At 38.8% G+C, this 17,220-nt stretch carries 13 protein-coding genes; 11 read left to right on the forward strand and 2 right to left on the reverse strand.

What is annotated here, in order from left to right; all coding sequences use genetic code 11:
- Positions 1-252: 252 nt before the first annotated feature.
- Positions 253-1,938, reverse strand: a complete 1,686-nt coding sequence (locus ACIQZG_RS02950; protein ID WP_402753675.1) for a peptide ABC transporter substrate-binding protein — start codon at positions 1,936-1,938, stop codon at positions 253-255.
- Between the two features lie 670 nt (positions 1,939-2,608).
- Positions 2,609-4,303, reverse strand: coding sequence for an Rqc2 family fibronectin-binding protein (locus ACIQZG_RS02955; protein WP_402753676.1), 1,695 nt, complete (start codon positions 4,301-4,303; stop codon positions 2,609-2,611).
- A 537-nt stretch (positions 4,304-4,840) separates the two neighbouring features.
- On the opposite strand from ACIQZG_RS02955, the gene ACIQZG_RS02960 reads away from it, so the two are divergent.
- From ACIQZG_RS02960 to pknB, 11 genes are all read left to right on the forward strand, one after another.
- Positions 4,841-5,716, forward strand: coding sequence for a YicC/YloC family endoribonuclease (locus ACIQZG_RS02960; protein ID WP_402753677.1), 876 nt, complete (start codon positions 4,841-4,843; stop codon positions 5,714-5,716).
- Between the two features lie 41 nt (positions 5,717-5,757).
- Positions 5,758-6,375, forward strand: coding sequence for a guanylate kinase (gene gmk / locus ACIQZG_RS02965; RefSeq protein WP_402753678.1), 618 nt, complete (start codon positions 5,758-5,760; stop codon positions 6,373-6,375).
- A gap of 4 nt (positions 6,376-6,379) precedes the next feature.
- The gene (rpoZ, locus tag ACIQZG_RS02970) at positions 6,380-6,607 is read left to right on the forward strand and encodes a DNA-directed RNA polymerase subunit omega (protein WP_402753679.1); all 228 of its coding nucleotides are present in this window, start codon (positions 6,380-6,382) and stop codon (positions 6,605-6,607) included.
- Positions 6,608-6,787: 180 nt separating this feature from the next.
- Positions 6,788-7,804 (forward strand): bifunctional phosphopantothenoylcysteine decarboxylase/phosphopantothenate--cysteine ligase CoaBC, encoded by a 1,017-nt coding sequence (gene coaBC / locus ACIQZG_RS02975; RefSeq protein WP_483869779.1) that lies wholly within the window; start codon positions 6,788-6,790, stop codon positions 7,802-7,804.
- On the forward strand, positions 7,804-10,218 hold the full coding sequence (gene priA, locus ACIQZG_RS02980) for a primosomal protein N' (protein ID WP_402753681.1): 2,415 nt from the start codon (positions 7,804-7,806) through the stop codon (positions 10,216-10,218). The genes coaBC and priA overlap by 1 nt, the downstream gene beginning before the upstream one ends.
- Before the next feature lie 311 nt (positions 10,219-10,529).
- Positions 10,530-11,024, forward strand: coding sequence for a peptide deformylase (gene def, locus ACIQZG_RS02985; RefSeq protein WP_402753682.1), 495 nt, complete (start codon positions 10,530-10,532; stop codon positions 11,022-11,024).
- A 1-nt stretch (position 11,025) separates the two neighbouring features.
- Positions 11,026-11,967 carry a methionyl-tRNA formyltransferase gene (fmt, locus tag ACIQZG_RS02990; protein ID WP_402753683.1) on the forward strand — a complete coding sequence of 314 codons (942 nt, stop codon included), beginning with the start codon at positions 11,026-11,028 and terminating at the stop codon, positions 11,965-11,967.
- Positions 11,964-13,325 (forward strand): 16S rRNA (cytosine(967)-C(5))-methyltransferase RsmB, encoded by a 1,362-nt coding sequence (gene rsmB / locus ACIQZG_RS02995; protein WP_402753684.1) that lies wholly within the window; start codon positions 11,964-11,966, stop codon positions 13,323-13,325. The genes fmt and rsmB overlap by 4 nt, the downstream gene beginning before the upstream one ends.
- A complete protein-coding gene (gene rlmN, locus ACIQZG_RS03000) occupies positions 13,325-14,467 on the forward strand; it encodes a dual-specificity RNA methyltransferase RlmN (RefSeq protein ID WP_402753685.1) in 1,143 nt (380 codons plus the stop codon). Before rsmB ends, rlmN begins: the two co-directional genes overlap by 1 nt.
- Before the next feature lie 6 nt (positions 14,468-14,473).
- Positions 14,474-15,223: a Stp1/IreP family PP2C-type Ser/Thr phosphatase gene (locus tag ACIQZG_RS03005; RefSeq protein ID WP_402753686.1), complete on the forward strand. Its 750-nt coding sequence runs from the start codon at positions 14,474-14,476 to the stop codon at positions 15,221-15,223.
- Positions 15,224-15,225: 2 nt separating this feature from the next.
- Positions 15,226-17,217 (forward strand): Stk1 family PASTA domain-containing Ser/Thr kinase, encoded by a 1,992-nt coding sequence (gene pknB / locus ACIQZG_RS03010; RefSeq protein ID WP_402753687.1) that lies wholly within the window; start codon positions 15,226-15,228, stop codon positions 17,215-17,217.
- Positions 17,218-17,220: the final 3 nt, after the last annotated feature.

The raw sequence follows: 17,220 nt of genomic DNA on the forward strand, positions 1-17,220 counted from the left end.
AATGTTTTTGTATCAATCATATCTTGGCGCGATTGTCGTCTTTATACGACGTAATTAGACTAACGGCAACTTCAAATAATTCTTTCCAACATATGTACCTATCCCTTTAATTTCGGTACATTCAAGTATTGATGCCAAAAACATCAGTGCTTCCTGAAAGAGGTGAAAAAAAGCTGACTCGTGCCGAAGTCGACTGCGAGTCAGCTCTTCGCTGTAGAGCTTTCTAATCTTTGGCTAATTCAAAATTCTGAATCATTCAACATCAACTGATTTAAGTTGAATGTCTCCAAGAGCATTCGGGAACATATTAGACACCTTTTCGTTTTTCACATAAAGGTTTGTGTAGTAGTAGATAGGTGCTACTGGGAATTCCGCTACTGCAATCGATTCAGCTTTTTTCATGATTTCTAAACGTTTTGCAGAATCAGTTTCAGCAACTGATTGTTTCATTAGAGCGTTATACTCTGCATTTTCCCAACCAGTATCGTTATTACCGTTGTCAGCTGTTGAGTACATCTCTAAGAATGTATACGCGTCATTGTAGTCAGCAATCCAACCGAGGCGACCTGCTTGATAATCAAGAACGTTAAGTTTCTCTAAGTAAACTTGCCACTCAGAATTATCAAGTCCTACTGTAATTCCTAAGTTTTTGCTCCAGCCTTCTTGGATGAATTGTGCGATAGCACCATGTGCTTCAGAAGTATTGTAAGAAATATTGATTGTAATTTCGCTTGGATCAGTAATACCAAGCTCTTTCATACCTGCTTCTAGTGCTGCTTTTGCACCTTCCATATCATTATCTTTGAAATATCCACGGTCTTCTTCAAAACCAGCAATTGCAGAAGGGACCATACCTAAAGCAGGTTTTTGTTCACCTTTAGTGATGTTGTCAACTAAAGTTTGACGGTCTATTGCTAAAGTAAGTGCTTTTCGAATATTAGCATTGCCAGTGAATTTATCAGTTGTGTTTAATTTGTAATTGTATAACGCTGCATAGTCAACGATCTGTAATGAGCCATCTGCTTTGAAGCCGTCAATTGCATCAAGTGCTACTGTTTGAAATGGAGAACCTAAGTAGTCAATTTCGCCAGCTTTAAACTTAGTTGCAGCAGTGGTTTCATCTTCCACCATGCCAATGTTTACTGTTTCAAGTGCTACACTCGCAGCATCCCAATAGTCAGCATTTTTTTTCAGTACGATTGAATTGTTATGTTTCCAAGTGTCCAATTTGAAAGGACCGTTTGTTACATAATTTTCATCGGCATTTGTATACCATTTGTCGTTTCCTTCGACTACTTTTTGGTTAAGAGGAAAATAAGTTTTGAATGCAGTTAATTCTAAGAAGTATGGTGTTGGGTTTTCTAAAGTAACGACTAATGTTTTTTCATCTTCAGCTTTTACACCTATCGCATCTCCTAATTTAGCGAATTCTTCCTCAGTACCTTTTTTTGTATCGTACAGGTTGTAAGCTTCGCCGCCTTTAATGGCATAAAGAAGTGAAGAGTACTCAGAAAGATTATTTGGGTTTAATGCCCATTTCCAAGCATATACAAAGTCGCTAGCTACAACAGGGTCCCCGTTAGACCACTGTGCATCACGTAGCTTGAATGTATACGTTAATAGATCATCGCTAATTTCCCATGACTCAGCCATAGCTGCTTCTGGTTTAGATTCATCATTTAAACGAGTTAAACCTTCAAAAACATTAGTTAAAACTGCACCAGATGTATTATCTGTTGCAAGTTGTGGGTGTAAAGATGGTGGCTCAGAAGGTATTACTAAATTTAGCTCTTTAGAAGACGTAGTTTCTGTTGTATCAGAATCATTGTTGTCTTCTTTTGGTTTTTCAGCTGTCTCTCCGCCGAAGCCACAAGCAGCTAGTACAATTGAAAAGACTGCAAGGACAGTTAGTAATAAAAACTTTTTATTCTTAGTCATGTAAATCCCCCTTATACAAAATTTAAGCCCTTTGTGAAGCTCACATTCAATATACCAAAAAAGTCATTTAGCGCAAAATAAAAAATATTCTGATTATTGCGAAGGCATTTGATGATTAGAAGAATGATATTTTTATATGATTTGTTACTTTAAATTAATGAAGTGTAAAATTATTAATATTATGATTAAAACGTATTTTATTTATCGTATTTTTGATTAAAAGTAATAAAACGCTTTATTTAATAAAAATATGTTATTTTTTAAGTTTCTGCAAAGTTCTAATAAAAATAAATCAAAAGTCCTATTTGCGTTTTGCGAGAAATTTAACGTATTTTGTAGAAAAAACACGTATTTTATTCGTGTTATCATGAAAAGTCGTCATCTAATAGTATGTCATTCCTTCTTTAAATGTAGAGTGAAAGGATTATGAAATGATATTTTTATAATTTATGTAGTAGGGAATTTATATAATGTTTTGAGGAATTAAAAATAAGATGTTTGGCGAAAAATGATTATATTAAAGTAGGTTTTTATTAGAATAATAGAATGTAGGTGATCAACGATTATATTTAAAATACTTTATTGATATAATATTATTTAAATTTTAACAAGCGATGAAAAAACTGCCCAATTCATAATGATAATGGACAGTTTTTTTGTATTGTTGATTTTAAGATTGTTTTTTTAATTGTAAAATGACTGTTTCATCCGGATCGATGAATAGTGTTTTTTGTTCGAAATAAATAACAAAACCTGGCTTGGATCCATTTGGCTTTTTCACTTGACGAATTTCTGTATAGTCTACAGGAACTGAGGATGATTCACGCGCCTTTGAAAAGTAAGCTGCAAGAGTTGCTGCCTCACGCAATGTTGTATCGTCAGGTTCTGTTGCGTGAATAACGACATGAGAGCCGGGGATATCTTTTGTGTGTAGCCAAATATCTGTACGCTTTGCGATTTTGAAAGTTAGCATGTCGTTTTGTTTATTGTTTTTGCCAACAGAAATTGGAATGCCAGTCGAAGAGACGAAACGTTCAGGCTCTGGTTTTGTTTGTTTTTTCTTTTTCTTCGCATGGCGCATTTTCAAATAGCCTTGCTCTGCTAATTCTTCACGAATTTCTTCAATATCGCGAGGTGAGGCTTGCTGTACTTGCTGTGCAAGCATTTCGAAATAAGCAATTTCGTCTTCTGTTTTTTCTAGTTGCTCTTTGACCATAATTAGTGCGTTTTTTGCTTTTGTATATTTGGTAAAATAGCTTTGCGCATTTTCGATCGGCGTTTTACGTTCACTGACAGGAATAGTAATTTGTTCTCCTGATTCTGTGTAATAGTTGATAACTGTTACTTCTTTCACGCCTTTTTCAAATGCATAAATATTTGCCATCAGTAATTCACCATATAACTGGAACTGATCGAGCTTGGAGGCGCGGTCGTAATCCTTCGCAAGTTTTTTCGTTTTTAATTTTAGTTTGTCAATTTCATTTTGTAGCCAGCGTTCTAAATCACCTGCTTGTTGCTTTACCCGATCCCGTTCAGCTCGTGCAAAAAAGACACGGTCTAATAAGGCATGAACATTTGGGTATGTAGTGACTTCGCCTTGCAAATGCGTAAGCGTAATCGGTGAAAAATACGTTTTGTTGTTTGCTGCGATGAATGTTGGTTGTTTGCCACCATCGTTAAATTCTTGCATAAATAGCTTGAAGCAAGATAAAGTATCTGTTGCATTGCTTAAACGAAACACTAGTTCTTCTGCATGAAGTGGAGAGAAGCCTGAAAATTGGGCAACGACTTCTTTTGCTGTTTTTTCTGCGCTGAAAAATGTCTGTAGCTGCTCATCCGAAACAGTCAGCGGATGCCATTTATCTTGTGTAGGTGGTGCAATATACGGTTGACCAGGCAGTACCGTTCTATAGCTATTTACTGAAGGTGATAGATGTTTTAAGCTATCGACAATTTTAGATTGCTCTTTATCAATTAATAGTAAGTTACTATGACGCCCCATTACTTCAGCATGAAGCTCACGAACAATAGGATCACCGATTTCATTTTTACTCTCAATTTCTACAATTATGACACGGTCAAAATCGTGTTGTTTAATAGAAGAGATAAATCCACCTTCTATATGTTTGCGCAATAGCATACAAAACATAGGGGGTTCTGCTGGATTTTCAATCGTTTGTTCTGTTAAGTGAACCCGCGCATAGGAAGAATGAATTGAAAACAATAATTTATGATTGCCACCATTGGCACGAATTTGAAGCACTACTTCTTGTGCATTTGGTTGATGTATTTTTGTAATACGGCCTGTTACAAGTTGCTGTAAGTCAGCTGTCATTGAATAGGTAAATAAGCCATCGAATGCCATATGAATTCCTCTTTCAAACGATGCAAGCACCGTTGTTTTTCTATTTTATCGGCTCATCACCAAAACTAGAGGTTGATTTTCGTTCCGCCAGCGTGTTTCCTGGGGGCGTATGGTAAGCCCCAAGGAGTCACGCTGGCGGAACGAAAATCAACAAATGCTGCATTTAAAATGTTAACTCTATATTATGGTGAAGAACCATTTTATCCTCATTCAATAGAAAAATTTCACTTCTATTAGGTGGTGAGATGAATGTAGTTTAAGTTTACTTTCGGTTGGTATCCAAACGCCAGCTGAATGAAGATAAAACCTCCGGCGGATGTCACAGATGTTTTTTGCGCGAAAGCGAAGCATCAGCAACAATTACACCAAGGCGTAATTGATACGTTTATCATAGCATTTTTAAGGTAAATATTAAATTATAGCTTCGGTTGTGGTAGAATAACGTTTTGCTCTGTCTAATTTTTTGTGGGAAGACGTCATAAATGATAGAGCTTATGTTATAATAATTTGAGTATGCAAAGAAAGGTGTGACTAACCTTGGTGCGTAGTATGACTGGTTTTGGCAGAGGTGTCACAACAACAAGGGACTTTCAATTAACAGTAGAAATGCGTTCGGTCAACCATCGTTTTTTAGAAATTCATTCGAAATTTCCAAAAGAATGGCTTGAAGCAGAAATTTTTGCGAAAAAGTTAATTACACAAGCTTTGTCACGTGGGAAAATTGACGTGATGGTATATGTTAAGGACTTAGAAAATGTCGAGCAATCTTTTGATATTAACTGGTCATTAATCGAAGCCTATCGTAAAGCGAAAGAGCAACTAGCGAGTAAAGTACCACTCGAAGAAAAATGGACGATGCAAGAACTTTTATCACTAGATCAGGCACTTGTGCAAGAAAAACCTCAACTTACGCCACAAGATTTACTAGATGCTGTAGAAAAAGCAGTATCAGCGGCGTTAAGTCAGTTAATACAAATGCGTGAGCGAGAAGGTCAAGAGTTACAAGAAGCTGTCGTTCAATATAAAGAACAACTAATGGAGCAAGTCGAGAAGATCCGTCCTTTTTCATCACTAGCTGTTGAAAAATATCGTACACGTTTACTTGAGCGAATTGCTGAAGTAACAGAAAGTTCGATTTTAGAGGATCGTTTACTTACTGAAGTAGGCATTTTTGCAGAACGTGTAGATATTACAGAAGAATTGGATCGATTAGAAAGTCATTTTGGGCAATTTGAAGAAACATTACAAGAAACGATATCTATCGGTCGTAAATTAGACTTTTTAATGCAGGAGATGCACCGCGAAATTAATACGATTGGTTCCAAAAATCAATCAACAGAAGCTTCTGTTGCGGTAGTTCAAGCAAAAACGATTTTAGAAAAGATGCGTGAACAAGTTCAAAATATCGAATAAGGATAAGCATCTGCTATCAATAAGGGAGACTTAGAGAATAAATGATAAAAGAACGTGGATTATTAATTGTCCTATCTGGCCCATCTGGTGTTGGTAAAGGGACAGTACGTAAAGAATTATTTTCTCAGCCAAACACAAACTATGAGTACTCCATCTCGATGACAACACGAAATCCTCGCGAAGGTGAAGTAGATGGTGTAGACTATTTCTTTAAGACACGCGTTGAGTTTGAAGCATTAATCGAACAAGGCGGCTTACTAGAGCATGCTGAGTTTGTAGGTAACTATTATGGTACACCGCTAGCTTATGTCAATGAAACACTAGATGCAGGTCGTGATGTATTTTTAGAAATCGAAGTACAAGGTGCAGCACAAATTCGTGAAAAAGCACCAGATGCACTATTTATTTTCTTAGCGCCACCAAGTTTAACGGAATTAAAAGACCGTTTAGTTGGTCGTGGGACAGAAACAGCGGACGTTATTGCAAAACGTATCGCAACGGCAAGTGAAGAGCTTGAAATGATGAGTTTATACGATTATGTTGTAGAAAATGATGAGGTAACAAATGCTTGTGACCGCATCAATGCTATTATTAAAGCAGAACATTGTCGTAGAGAACGTGTTGAAAAAAGATATTTGTCAATGTTGAGAGGAGAATAAACCTATGTTATACCCATCAGTAGATGCCTTGAAAAAAGAAATAGATTCAAAATATTCTTTAGTGAGCTTAGCTTCTAAGCGCGCTCGTCAAATGCAAGAGGAAGAAAATACAGAACGCTTACACAAATATGTTTCTCATAAAACTGTTGGTCGTGCACTTGAAGAAGTAGCAGCAGGTGTATTAACAAAAGTTTCACAAGATGAGTCAACGATTTATGAAGACGAAATTTAACATTATGTAGCAACTATTTTGTTACCTAGTGTTAGAGTCTCCTGCATGTATTCGGGTTTTCATGGTATGCAAGCTCGAAGTAATTATGCAGAGACATAATTGGTTTAGAGCCATTTATAAAGAACGCTTAAAGCTCCCGAGGAAACATCCTTTGGGAGCTTATCATTTGAAAGGGAGACATTGTACATGAATAAAAACATTTTACTTTGTGTTTCAGGTGGCATTGCTGTCTTTAAGGCTGTAGCGCTTGTTAGTAAATTATCTCAAGCGGGTGCAAATGTTAAAGTTATTATGACAGAATCCGCAAGACAATTTGTGAATCCGTTAAGCTTTCAGGTGATGTCAAAAAATGATGTTTTTTTCGATACTTTCGATGAAAAAGATTCGCGTGTGATTGCACATATAGATTTGGCAGACTGGGCTGATTTAATTCTTGTTGCCCCTGCTACTGCAAACATCATTGGTAAATTAGCAAATGGAATTGCTGATGATATGGTGACAACGACACTTTTAGCGGCAACGGCACCTGTGTGGATTGCCCCTGCCATGAATGTGCATATGTACGACCACCCAGCGGTGAAACGTAATTTGGCACAATTAGCAGCAGATGGTTATCGGTTTATCGAGCCGTCTGAAGGATTTTTAGCTTGTGGTTATGTGGGCAAAGGACGCTTAGAGGAACCAGAAAAAATTACGGCGCTTGTCCTTGATTATTTTTCTCCAAAACTAAAACCATTAGCGGGTAAAAAAGTGCTCGTTACAACGGGTGCATGTAGTGTACCACTTGATGAAAAACATGTGATTAGTACCACTGCCAATGGTGAGGTGGGAAAAGCAATTGCTGCTGTTGCCGATAATCTTGGCGCACATGTGCAAATGTTTGGAGAAGAAATTCATGATGCGTATGCACTGGTAAATAAAGTAGAAAGTTTTAAACAACAATTTCCGAATCCTATCCTAATTCATGCTGCTAATATGCCAACAGTCGAGCATACGCCTAAAATTTCAGTTGAACAAACTACCCTTTCAGTTACATTTGGTCAGCCTATTATTGGGGAGGCGTCTATTAATGTAGAATCGATGGGGTGGATTGAGCAGAGTAATGAAGCAATGATCAATGGACAAGTATATGGTACGCAAGATGCTACACAATTTGCTAAGGCACTTTGGTCATTACTACTTGAAGGAGAAGTATAATGAGTTATTCAGTAGCTGAAGTCATTGTTGACGTGGCTACATACCATGTAGACCGTCCGTTTGACTATGCTGTTCCACAAGAGTGGCGTGAAATAATCGAAGCGGGCTGTCGCGTGAAAGTACCGTTTGGACCCAGGAATGTGCTAGGTTTTATCGTAGGCTTAAAAAATGAAACTGAAGTACCTCCTAATAAAATCAAACCTATTGCCCAAATTCTTGATATAGAGCCAGTCCTAACTGAAGAAATGCTGAAGATGGCAAAGTGGCTTAAAAATGAAACGATTTGCTATGAAATTGATGCTTTACAGGTGATGTTACCCTCTGCTCTACGTGCTAAATATGAAAAAATTGTAAATCTACAAGTGGAGTTAATCGATCTGCCATTAGAAGTACAATCGCTATTTGGAAAGCGACAAAAAGCGAATTTCAAAGAGTTTGAAAAAGCAGAGCTATTGCCTGCATTAAAAGAACTAATAGCGAGTGGAAGTGTGAAGATTGAAAACCATGTCAAACAGCAAGGTAAAGTTAAGGAAGTACGCATGGTGGAAATTACAAACGATGTGCATGCACTCGAACGGTCATTAGAATTAGCAACTAGAGCTGTAAAGCAACGTCAGCTTATTACTTGGATGCAAGAGCATTTAGGTGAAATTATAGCGCCACATCAATTATATGAAGAGACTGGTACTTCTTCGGCTGTATTACAGGCAGTTATTGAAAAAGGGGCAGCTCGCTTCGTGCAAGAAGAAGTTTACCGAGATCCATTTACGAAGGATGTTGTACGGACGCAGTCATTACAATTAACACCAGAGCAAGAGATCGCACTGAAGGCTATTGAAAAGTCAATGGATGTTAGGGATGCTACGACCTTTTTACTTCGAGGGGTGACTGGGAGTGGCAAGACAGAAGTCTATTTACAAGCCATACAAAAAGTATTAGATGATGGTAAAGAAGCAATCATGCTCGTACCGGAAATTTCATTGACACCCCAAATGACAGAACGCTTTCGTAGTCGCTTCGGTGAATTAGTCGCTGTGTTGCATAGTGGTTTATCTGTTGGGGAGAAATACGATGAATGGCGTAAAATTCAACAAGGTAAAGTCCGTGTTGTTGTTGGTGCTCGTTCAGCGATATTTGCCCCGTTTACGAATATTGGACTTATCATATTGGACGAAGAACATGAATCGACGTATAAACAAGAGGATTCCCCTCGCTATCATGCACGCGATGTAGCAATTTGGCGTAGTCAGTTTTATCAATGTCCTGTTATTTTAGGGAGTGCGACACCTGCACTTGAGTCTTTCGCGCGTGCTAAAAAAAGTGTTTATAAATTGCTGTCTTTAACACAGCGAGCGATGAATCAGGCACTGCCAACTGTCTATGTTGCGGATATGCGAGAAGAACTTCAAAAGGGAAATCGTTCAATGTTTTCAGAACAACTCATTGAAGGGATCCGTGTACGACTAGAACGTAGGGAGCAAATGGTGCTGTTTTTAAATCGCCGTGGTTACTCATCTTTTGTGTTATGTAGAGACTGTGGGACGGTTGTCCAATGTCCAAACTGTGATATTTCATTGACGTACCACCGTACACAAGAGAAGTTGAAGTGCCATTATTGTGGTTACGAGGAGCATGTTCCACAAATATGTCCACAGTGCCAAAGTGATCATATTCGTTATTTTGGTACAGGTACGCAAAAGGTCGAGGAAGAAATTTATAAGCTTTTTCCCGAAGCAAGAGTCCTTCGGATGGATGTCGATACGACCAAACATAAAGGTGCCCATGAAGAAATCTTACAGGCATTTGGTGAAGGGAAAGCGGATATTTTATTAGGTACGCAAATGATTGCAAAAGGGCTGGACTTCCCAAATATTACGTTGGTGGGTGTATTAAGTGCAGATACATCATTACATTTACCAGATTATCGTGCAGCAGAACGCACTTTCCAACTACTAACGCAAGTAAGTGGCCGGGCGGGACGTCATGATAAACCTGGTGAAGTGGTAATTCAGACGTATACGCCAGAGCATTATGCAATTGAGCTGTCCAAAATGCAAGACTATGAACCGTTTTATGAGCGTGAAATGTTTTTACGCAGACGCTCAGGCTATCCGCCGTACTATTATGTAGCACTAATACAAGTGTCGCATGAGGATGTCATGATGGCTGCAGAGTATGCTGGGCGAGCCGCCGACTGGCTTCGTGCGAATTTATCAGAGAAAGTAGCGATTATCGGGCCAACAACTGCAAGTATTAGTCGTCTCCAAAATAGATATCGCTATCAATGTTTGATAAAATATAAAATTGAACCAAATCTGATTCCAGTGCTGCAGCGGTTACTAGCAATGTACCGTGCTGACTGGATTAAACAAGGCATATTAATGACAGTCGACTTAGACCCGTCCACTATATAGAAAAGACTAAAGTGTTTTAGTCTTACATTGTCGAAAAATAAAAATTTAATAAATTCTTTGTGTACGTTATGAGAGTTTGTTCAAGGCTTCGTTGATTGCAGTTTCAGGCGGACACCCCTGGAAAGCGCCCAGCCGGGACGGAAATCAACCTAACGTTACTGTATTTAGAAGAACTTTCAAGTACGGATTTTGGTGTAGAGACCATTTTTTAGAACGATTTATTCACACAATATCTATGGGCAAGATAATTTATTAACAGAATGAAGCTAAAGTAGTTTAGCTTAGATAAAGATAAGAAATGAGGAAATAGAATGGCTATTAAAGAAGTTGTGAAACACCCAGCGAAAGTATTATCAACGCCTTGTGCGGAAGTAACTGAAATTAATGAAGAAATCATTACACTGTTGGACGATTTATATGACACTATGGTGGAATATGACGGCGTAGGCATTGCTGCACCACAAATCAATGTTCCATTACGAGTGGCAATCGTTGAACTAGGTGAAGAGCGTGATGTTTTAGAAATGATTAATCCAACTGTTGTTGAAACAGAAGGTGCAGAAGTGGATGTTGAAGGATGCTTAAGTTTCCCTAATCTTTACGGTGAAGTGGAACGTCCTGAATACGTGAAAATTGAAGCTTGTGACCGTGAAGGTCGTGTATATGAACTTGAAGCAGGTGGCTTTGATGCGCGTGCGATTTTGCATGAAATTGACCATTTAGATGGTATTTTATTTGATTCAAAAATAAAACGTGTATTGACTGAGGAAGAACTAGAAGCTATGTACGCTGAAGAGGAGGAATAAAATGACGTCAATTGTTTTTATGGGGACGCCGGATTTTTCTGCACCAATCCTCCGTATGTTGTCTGAAGAGGGCTATGATATTAAAGCGGTTGTTACGCAACCAGACCGTCCAGTTGGTCGTAAGCGTGTACTAACGCCTCCACCAGTAAAGGTTGAGGCACTTGCACTTGGTTTACCAATTATCCAACCTGAACAGTTACGTGGTTCTGAAGAGCTACAACAAATACTAGATTTGCAACCGGATTTAGTGGTTACTGCAGCTTTTGGTCAAATTTTACCGAAAGAATTGTTAGATGCACCACCACTTGGATGCATAAACGTCCATGCCTCGTTACTACCAAAATACCGAGGAGGCGCCCCGATTCACCAAGCAATCATTGATGGTGAAAAAGAAACGGGTGTCACGATTATGTATATGGCTGTGAAGCTTGACGCAGGTGATATTATATCGCAAAAGGCAATTGCAATCGGTGAGCAAGATCACACAGGTGGCATGTTTGACAAGCTAAGTTTTGTTGGGCGTGACTTATTAAAAGAAACACTGCCATCAATTATTGATGGCACAAATACACGTACAGTGCAGGATGAATCAAAGGTAACATTTGCTAGCAATATTTCGCGCGAACAAGAGCGGATTGATTGGACAAAAGATGCATCATCTTTATACAATCAAGTACGTGGGTTACATCCATGGCCTGTTGCGTATACATCGTTTGAAGAAGGGAATTTCAAAATTTGGTGGGCGCAAGTTGGCAAAACGCAGCATAATGAGACACCAGGTACAGTGGTAGCGATTGAAAAAGAGTACTTTGAAGTTGCAACTGGAAACGGTGAATCACTGGCTATTTATGATTGCCAACCAGCTGGTAAAAAACGCATGACTGCCGAAGAGTATTTGCGTGGTACCGGTTCAAAATTACAGATCGGGGACCAGTTTAAATGAGTAAGAAAAGCGTAGTGATTTGGGATGGAAATGTGCGTGATGCAGCACTTTCAATCCTGTTAGCAATTGATAAAAACCAAGCATATAGTAATTTATTATTACATGAAACGATTAAACGTCATAAAATTGAAGCGAAAGACCGTGCCCTACTGACGGAAATTACGTACGGTACATTACAATATAAAATGACGCTTGATTATTATTTAGAGCCGTTTGTTCGTGGGAAAATAGATCACTGGGTACGTTGGCTATTGAGATTATCTTTATATCAAATGCATTACTTAACACGTATCCCACCGCACGCTGCCGTAAATGAGGCTGTAGAAATTGCAAAGCGTCGTGGCCATCAAGGGATTGCTTCGACAGTCAACGGTATTTTACGATCTATCTTACGTCAATGTGTACCTTCATTAGACGATATCAAAGATCCAGTTGAACGTCTTTCAATTGAATCGAGTCATCCACACTGGTTAGTGGAACGCTTTGTGAAAAATTATGGGGTAGATGTTGCAACAGAAATGCTACATGAAAATAATATGCCACCAGTGCAAACTGTTCGCGTGAATGCTACGAAAGCAACAGTAGCTGAAGCTATTGCAAGCTTAGAGGCGGAAGGGTTAACGGCGAAGCAAAGTGATATGATGCCAGAATGCTTACATGTAACGAATGGTCAACCCGCTCGTACGCAAGCATTTAAAGATGGATTGATTACAATACAAGATGAAAGCTCTATGATTCCTGCGAATGTCTTAAATCCAACGCCAGGTATGCGCGTCTTAGATATGTGTGCAGCCCCAGGTGGGAAAACTACGCATTTAGCCGAAATAATGAATAATGAGGGTTCAATTTTAGCAACAGACCTTCATCCACATAAATTAGATTTAATTGACCATAATACTGAACGTCTAGGACTTGAAATTGTGCAAACTGCACCAATAGATGGTCGTAAAGCCCCGGAGTTTTTACAAGTAGAATCTTTTGATGCAGTACTTGTCGATGCACCTTGTAGTGGATTAGGGGTGATACGTCGCAAACCTGACATTAAGTATACGAAGCGTGAAGAAGATTTAGAAAATCTGCAAAAAATTCAATTAGCTTTACTTGATGCAGCAGTTAAAGTGTTAAAACAAGACGGCAAGCTGGTCTACAGTACATGTACGGTCGATCAACAAGAAAATGAGGGCACTGTACAAGCCTTTTTAAACGAGCATCCAGAAATGGAAGCAGTACAACTAGAATCTTTACCAACAAAATTAGCGAAAAAAGCAGTGAATGGTATGCTTCAAGTCTTCCCTCAGGACTTTGGTAGTGACGGTTTCTTCGTCGCAGCCTTTCGTAAAAAAGGAGAATCCAACTAATGGTGGAGCAAGAAAAGTTTAATGAACGTATTACCGACTTAGTCGAAGAAGCAGAGGACAAGCCGGTACGTCGTGTGAAAAAAGAAAAGCCGGATTTAAAAGAATCTATTTATTCTTTACAACTGGGGCAATTAGAAGAATGGTTAAAAGAAAACGGTGAAAAATCGTTCCGTGCTTCACAAATCTTTGAATGGTTGTATAATAAACGCGTAAAAACAATTGAAGAAATGTCCAACCTATCAAAAGGGTTACGTGAAAAATTAGAAAAAAACTTTGCATTAACAACACTTTCAACAATTATTCAACAAGAATCGAAAGATGGCACAATCAAATTCTTATTCCAACTTCAAGATGGGTATTCTATTGAAACGGTGTTAATGCGCCATGAGTATGGAAATTCTGTTTGTGTCACAACACAAGTCGGTTGCCGAATTGGTTGTACGTTCTGTGCATCTACTCTTGGTGGGTTAAAAAGACACTTACTAGCAGGAGAAATAGTTGAGCAAGTCGTAAAAGTGCAGCAAACGTTGGATGAATTGGGCGAACGTGTAAGCCATATCGTTATTATGGGTATCGGTGAACCATTCGATAACTACGATGCGATGATGAACTTCTTAAAAGTCATCAACCATGAAAAAGGCCTAAATATTGGCGCACGACATATTACTGTATCAACATCAGGAATCGTACCTAAAATTTATCAATTTGCGGATGAGCAATTACAAATTAACTTTGCTGTATCGCTACATGCACCAAACCAAGAGGCACGACAAAAATTAATGCCGATTGCGCGTGCATATAAATTAGATGAATTAATGGAAGCTGTTCGTTACTATACGAAGAAAACAGGTCGACGTGTAAGCTTTGAATATGGATTAATGTCTGGTGAAAATGATTCAGTTGAAGTTGCAGAAGAATTATCTGCACTCATAAAAGGGATTAAATGTCATGTTAACTTAATTCCTGTAAACTACGTACCAGAACGTGATTATGTTCGTACAGCTCGTAGTCAAATTTTTGCTTTTGAAAAAACATTAAAGAAGAATGGCATTAACGTAACGATCCGCCGAGAGCAAGGTTCTGATATCGCAGCTGCGTGTGGCCAATTACGTGCGCAAGAGAGATCTGAAGAGACGAGGTGACCTGTGATGAAATACACAGTCGAAAGTGATATTGGGTTAAAAAGAGCGATAAATGAAGACCGTGCTGCATATTTTAAACGTCCAGATGGCTACGAACTTGCATTAGTAGCAGATGGCATGGGTGGTCATAACGCTGGTGATGTAGCGAGCGATATGGCAATGAAGCAAATGGAAGCCGAATTTTTACAAGCAGAAGCGCATCATTTTGAGTCTACAACATCAAAAAAAGAATGGTTATTACAAGCAGTAGAACAACTTAATACTACTATTTACGATTATTCTTTATCACACGAAGACTGTAAAGGGATGGGTACAACATTTATTGCCGTATTAATTGAACAAAATCATTGTTTAATTGCACATGTTGGCGATAGTCGTGTGTATTATTTCTTTGACGAAGGTGCAAAACAAGTAACAAAGGATCACTCATATGTAAATGTACTTGTTGAAAATGGTGAAATTAGTGAAGAGGAAGCGTTAACGCATCCAAAGAAAAATTTTATCTTAAAAGCAATTGGTACCGAAGAAACAATTGAGCCCGATTTTTATGAACTAGAGTTAGCCCCACAGTCGTATTTACTCGTATGCTCGGATGGTTTAAGTAATAAACTATCGGTAGCTGAAATGGCATCGATTATCACATTTCCAGACTCGATGGAAGAAAAAGGACAGAAACTTGTGAAACTAGCCAACGCTAGTGGGGGCGAGGATAATATTTCCCTCGTCCTGCTCACATGGCAACATGAGGAGGTGTAAGCATGCTTGTAGGAAAAAGAATTAGTGATCGCTATAAAATTATAGAGCTCATCGGTGGTGGCGGCATGTCCAATGTGTATTTGGCGCATGATGTCATTTTAAACCGTGATGTTGCGATTAAAGTTTTGCGCTATGATTTTACAAATGAAGATGAGTTACATCGTCGTTTCCAGCGAGAGGCGTTATCCGCAACAAGCCTTACACATCCAAACATTGTTAGCATTTATGATGTAGGTGACGATGGAGACTTACATTATATTGTAATGGAATATGTACAAGGGAAAACTCTAAAGCAATACATACAGGAATTCGCACCGATTTCACCTGCACGTAGCGTGCACATTATGAGGCAGCTTACGTCAGCAATCGCGGATGCGCATGAAAATCATATTATTCACCGTGACATTAAACCACAAAATATTTTAATGGACGGCGAAGGTAATGTGAAAATTACGGATTTCGGTATTGCCATAACATTAAGCTCAACTTCTTTTACGCAAACGAACTCAGTACTTGGAACAGTTCATTATTTATCACCAGAGCAGGCACGTGGTGGGACAGCGACCAATCAGTCAGACATATATGCACTTGGTATTGTGTTGTACGAATTGTTAACAGGTGAATTACCGTTTTCTGGGGAGTCTGCGGTATCCATTGCACTTAAGCATCTGCAAACAGAGACACCTTCTATCCGTGCATTTGATGCCACGATTCCGCAAAGCCTAGAAAATGTGGTATTAAAAGCAACCGCAAAAGACCCTGCTCATCGTTATGCGACTGTGGAAGAATTACAGGCGGACTTAGACACAGTTCTTTCTCTATCCCGCATTCACGAAAAGAAATTTGCTACGCCTATTGATAATGATGCAACAAGGGTGATTCCAATCATTAAGGAACAGCCTATACGAGAGAGCGAAGATTTAACAGAGACTAGAGCCATGGATCCAATTAAGCAATTTGAGCCAAAAAAAGCTACTAAAAAAGTAACTGAAAAAGTGAAGCCGGTTAAGAAGAGTCAGAAGAATAATAAAAAGAAATGGCCTATAATGGCAGCTGGGATTGTAGTGGCTATTGCGATTGTTTTATTATATTTATTTTTAGCAACAGATGTATTTAGTCCGAAAAAATTCCCTGTGCCGAATGTAACGAATGAAACCGTAGATGTTGCTACGAAGAAGTTAGAGGCAGCAGGCTTTGTTGTAGGAGAACGTATAGAACGGAATTCAGAGGAAATAGAGGAAGGTAAAGTCATTGAGACGGACCCTGAAGAGAGTACTATGCGTGTCAAAGGAACGGAAATCGATTTAATTGTCAGTCTAGGAGTGGCAAAGGTCAAAATGGATGATTATACAGGTCGTTCATTTTCACAAGTGAAGGCACTATTGGCAGGCAAGTTTGCACATATCGAAGAAAAGTACGTGTATGATGATGAACCTGCAGGTACGATTATCGATCAAACCCCCGCAGCGGGCGAGGAGGTCGTACCAACAGAGACGACAATTGTCTTTACTGTGAGTCAAGGTAAAAATATGATTACCGTTGAGAGCGTTAAGGGCTATACAAAGGCGGAACTAGAACGCTATGTGAATTCTAAAGGGCTGAAATATCGTGTAGAACGTGAGGATTATTCTTCAACGGTTCCTGCAGGTAGTGTGATTTCGCAATCGCCGAATGCTGGTAGTAAATTAGAACCGGGTGGCACAATTTCGGTTGTATTAAGTAAAGGGCCAGCTGAGAAACAAGAAGAGATTCGCAGGATACTTATTACAATTCCATATGAACCAGCAGAGGAAGGTGCGGAGCAAAAGGTTCGCGTTGAAATTCAAGATAAAACACGTACAATGGCGAAGCCTCATAAAGAATTCACCATTAAATCTGATGAAGTATATGAGATAGTATTAACTATTGTTGAAGGTGAAGAAGCAGCTTATAAAGTTTTACGTGATGCAAGTATTATTGCTGAAGATTCATTTAGATATGGTGATAGAGACTAAGGG

Source organism: Lysinibacillus sp. NPDC096418 (assembly GCF_044762775.1).
In the GTDB taxonomy this organism is placed as follows: Bacteria; Bacillota; Bacilli; order Bacillales_A; family Planococcaceae; genus Lysinibacillus.

Coding starts and splice junctions, on each gene's coding strand:
- def (WP_402753682.1), top strand. CDS start 10,530: ATGGCTATTAAAGAAGTTGTGAAACACCCAGCGAAAGTATTATCAACG.
- rlmN (WP_402753685.1), top strand. CDS start 13,325: ATGGTGGAGCAAGAAAAGTTTAATGAACGTATTACCGACTTAGTCGAA.
- rsmB (WP_402753684.1), top strand. CDS start 11,964: ATGAGTAAGAAAAGCGTAGTGATTTGGGATGGAAATGTGCGTGATGCA.
- ACIQZG_RS02950 (WP_402753675.1), bottom strand. CDS start 1,938: ATGACTAAGAATAAAAAGTTTTTATTACTAACTGTCCTTGCAGTCTTT.
- ACIQZG_RS03005 (WP_402753686.1), top strand. CDS start 14,474: ATGAAATACACAGTCGAAAGTGATATTGGGTTAAAAAGAGCGATAAAT.
- priA (WP_402753681.1), top strand. CDS start 7,804: ATGAGTTATTCAGTAGCTGAAGTCATTGTTGACGTGGCTACATACCAT.
- ACIQZG_RS02955 (WP_402753676.1), bottom strand. CDS start 4,303: ATGGCATTCGATGGCTTATTTACCTATTCAATGACAGCTGACTTACAG.
- pknB (WP_402753687.1), top strand. CDS start 15,226: ATGCTTGTAGGAAAAAGAATTAGTGATCGCTATAAAATTATAGAGCTC.
- fmt (WP_402753683.1), top strand. CDS start 11,026: ATGACGTCAATTGTTTTTATGGGGACGCCGGATTTTTCTGCACCAATC.
- rpoZ (WP_402753679.1), top strand. CDS start 6,380: ATGTTATACCCATCAGTAGATGCCTTGAAAAAAGAAATAGATTCAAAA.
- gmk (WP_402753678.1), top strand. CDS start 5,758: ATGATAAAAGAACGTGGATTATTAATTGTCCTATCTGGCCCATCTGGT.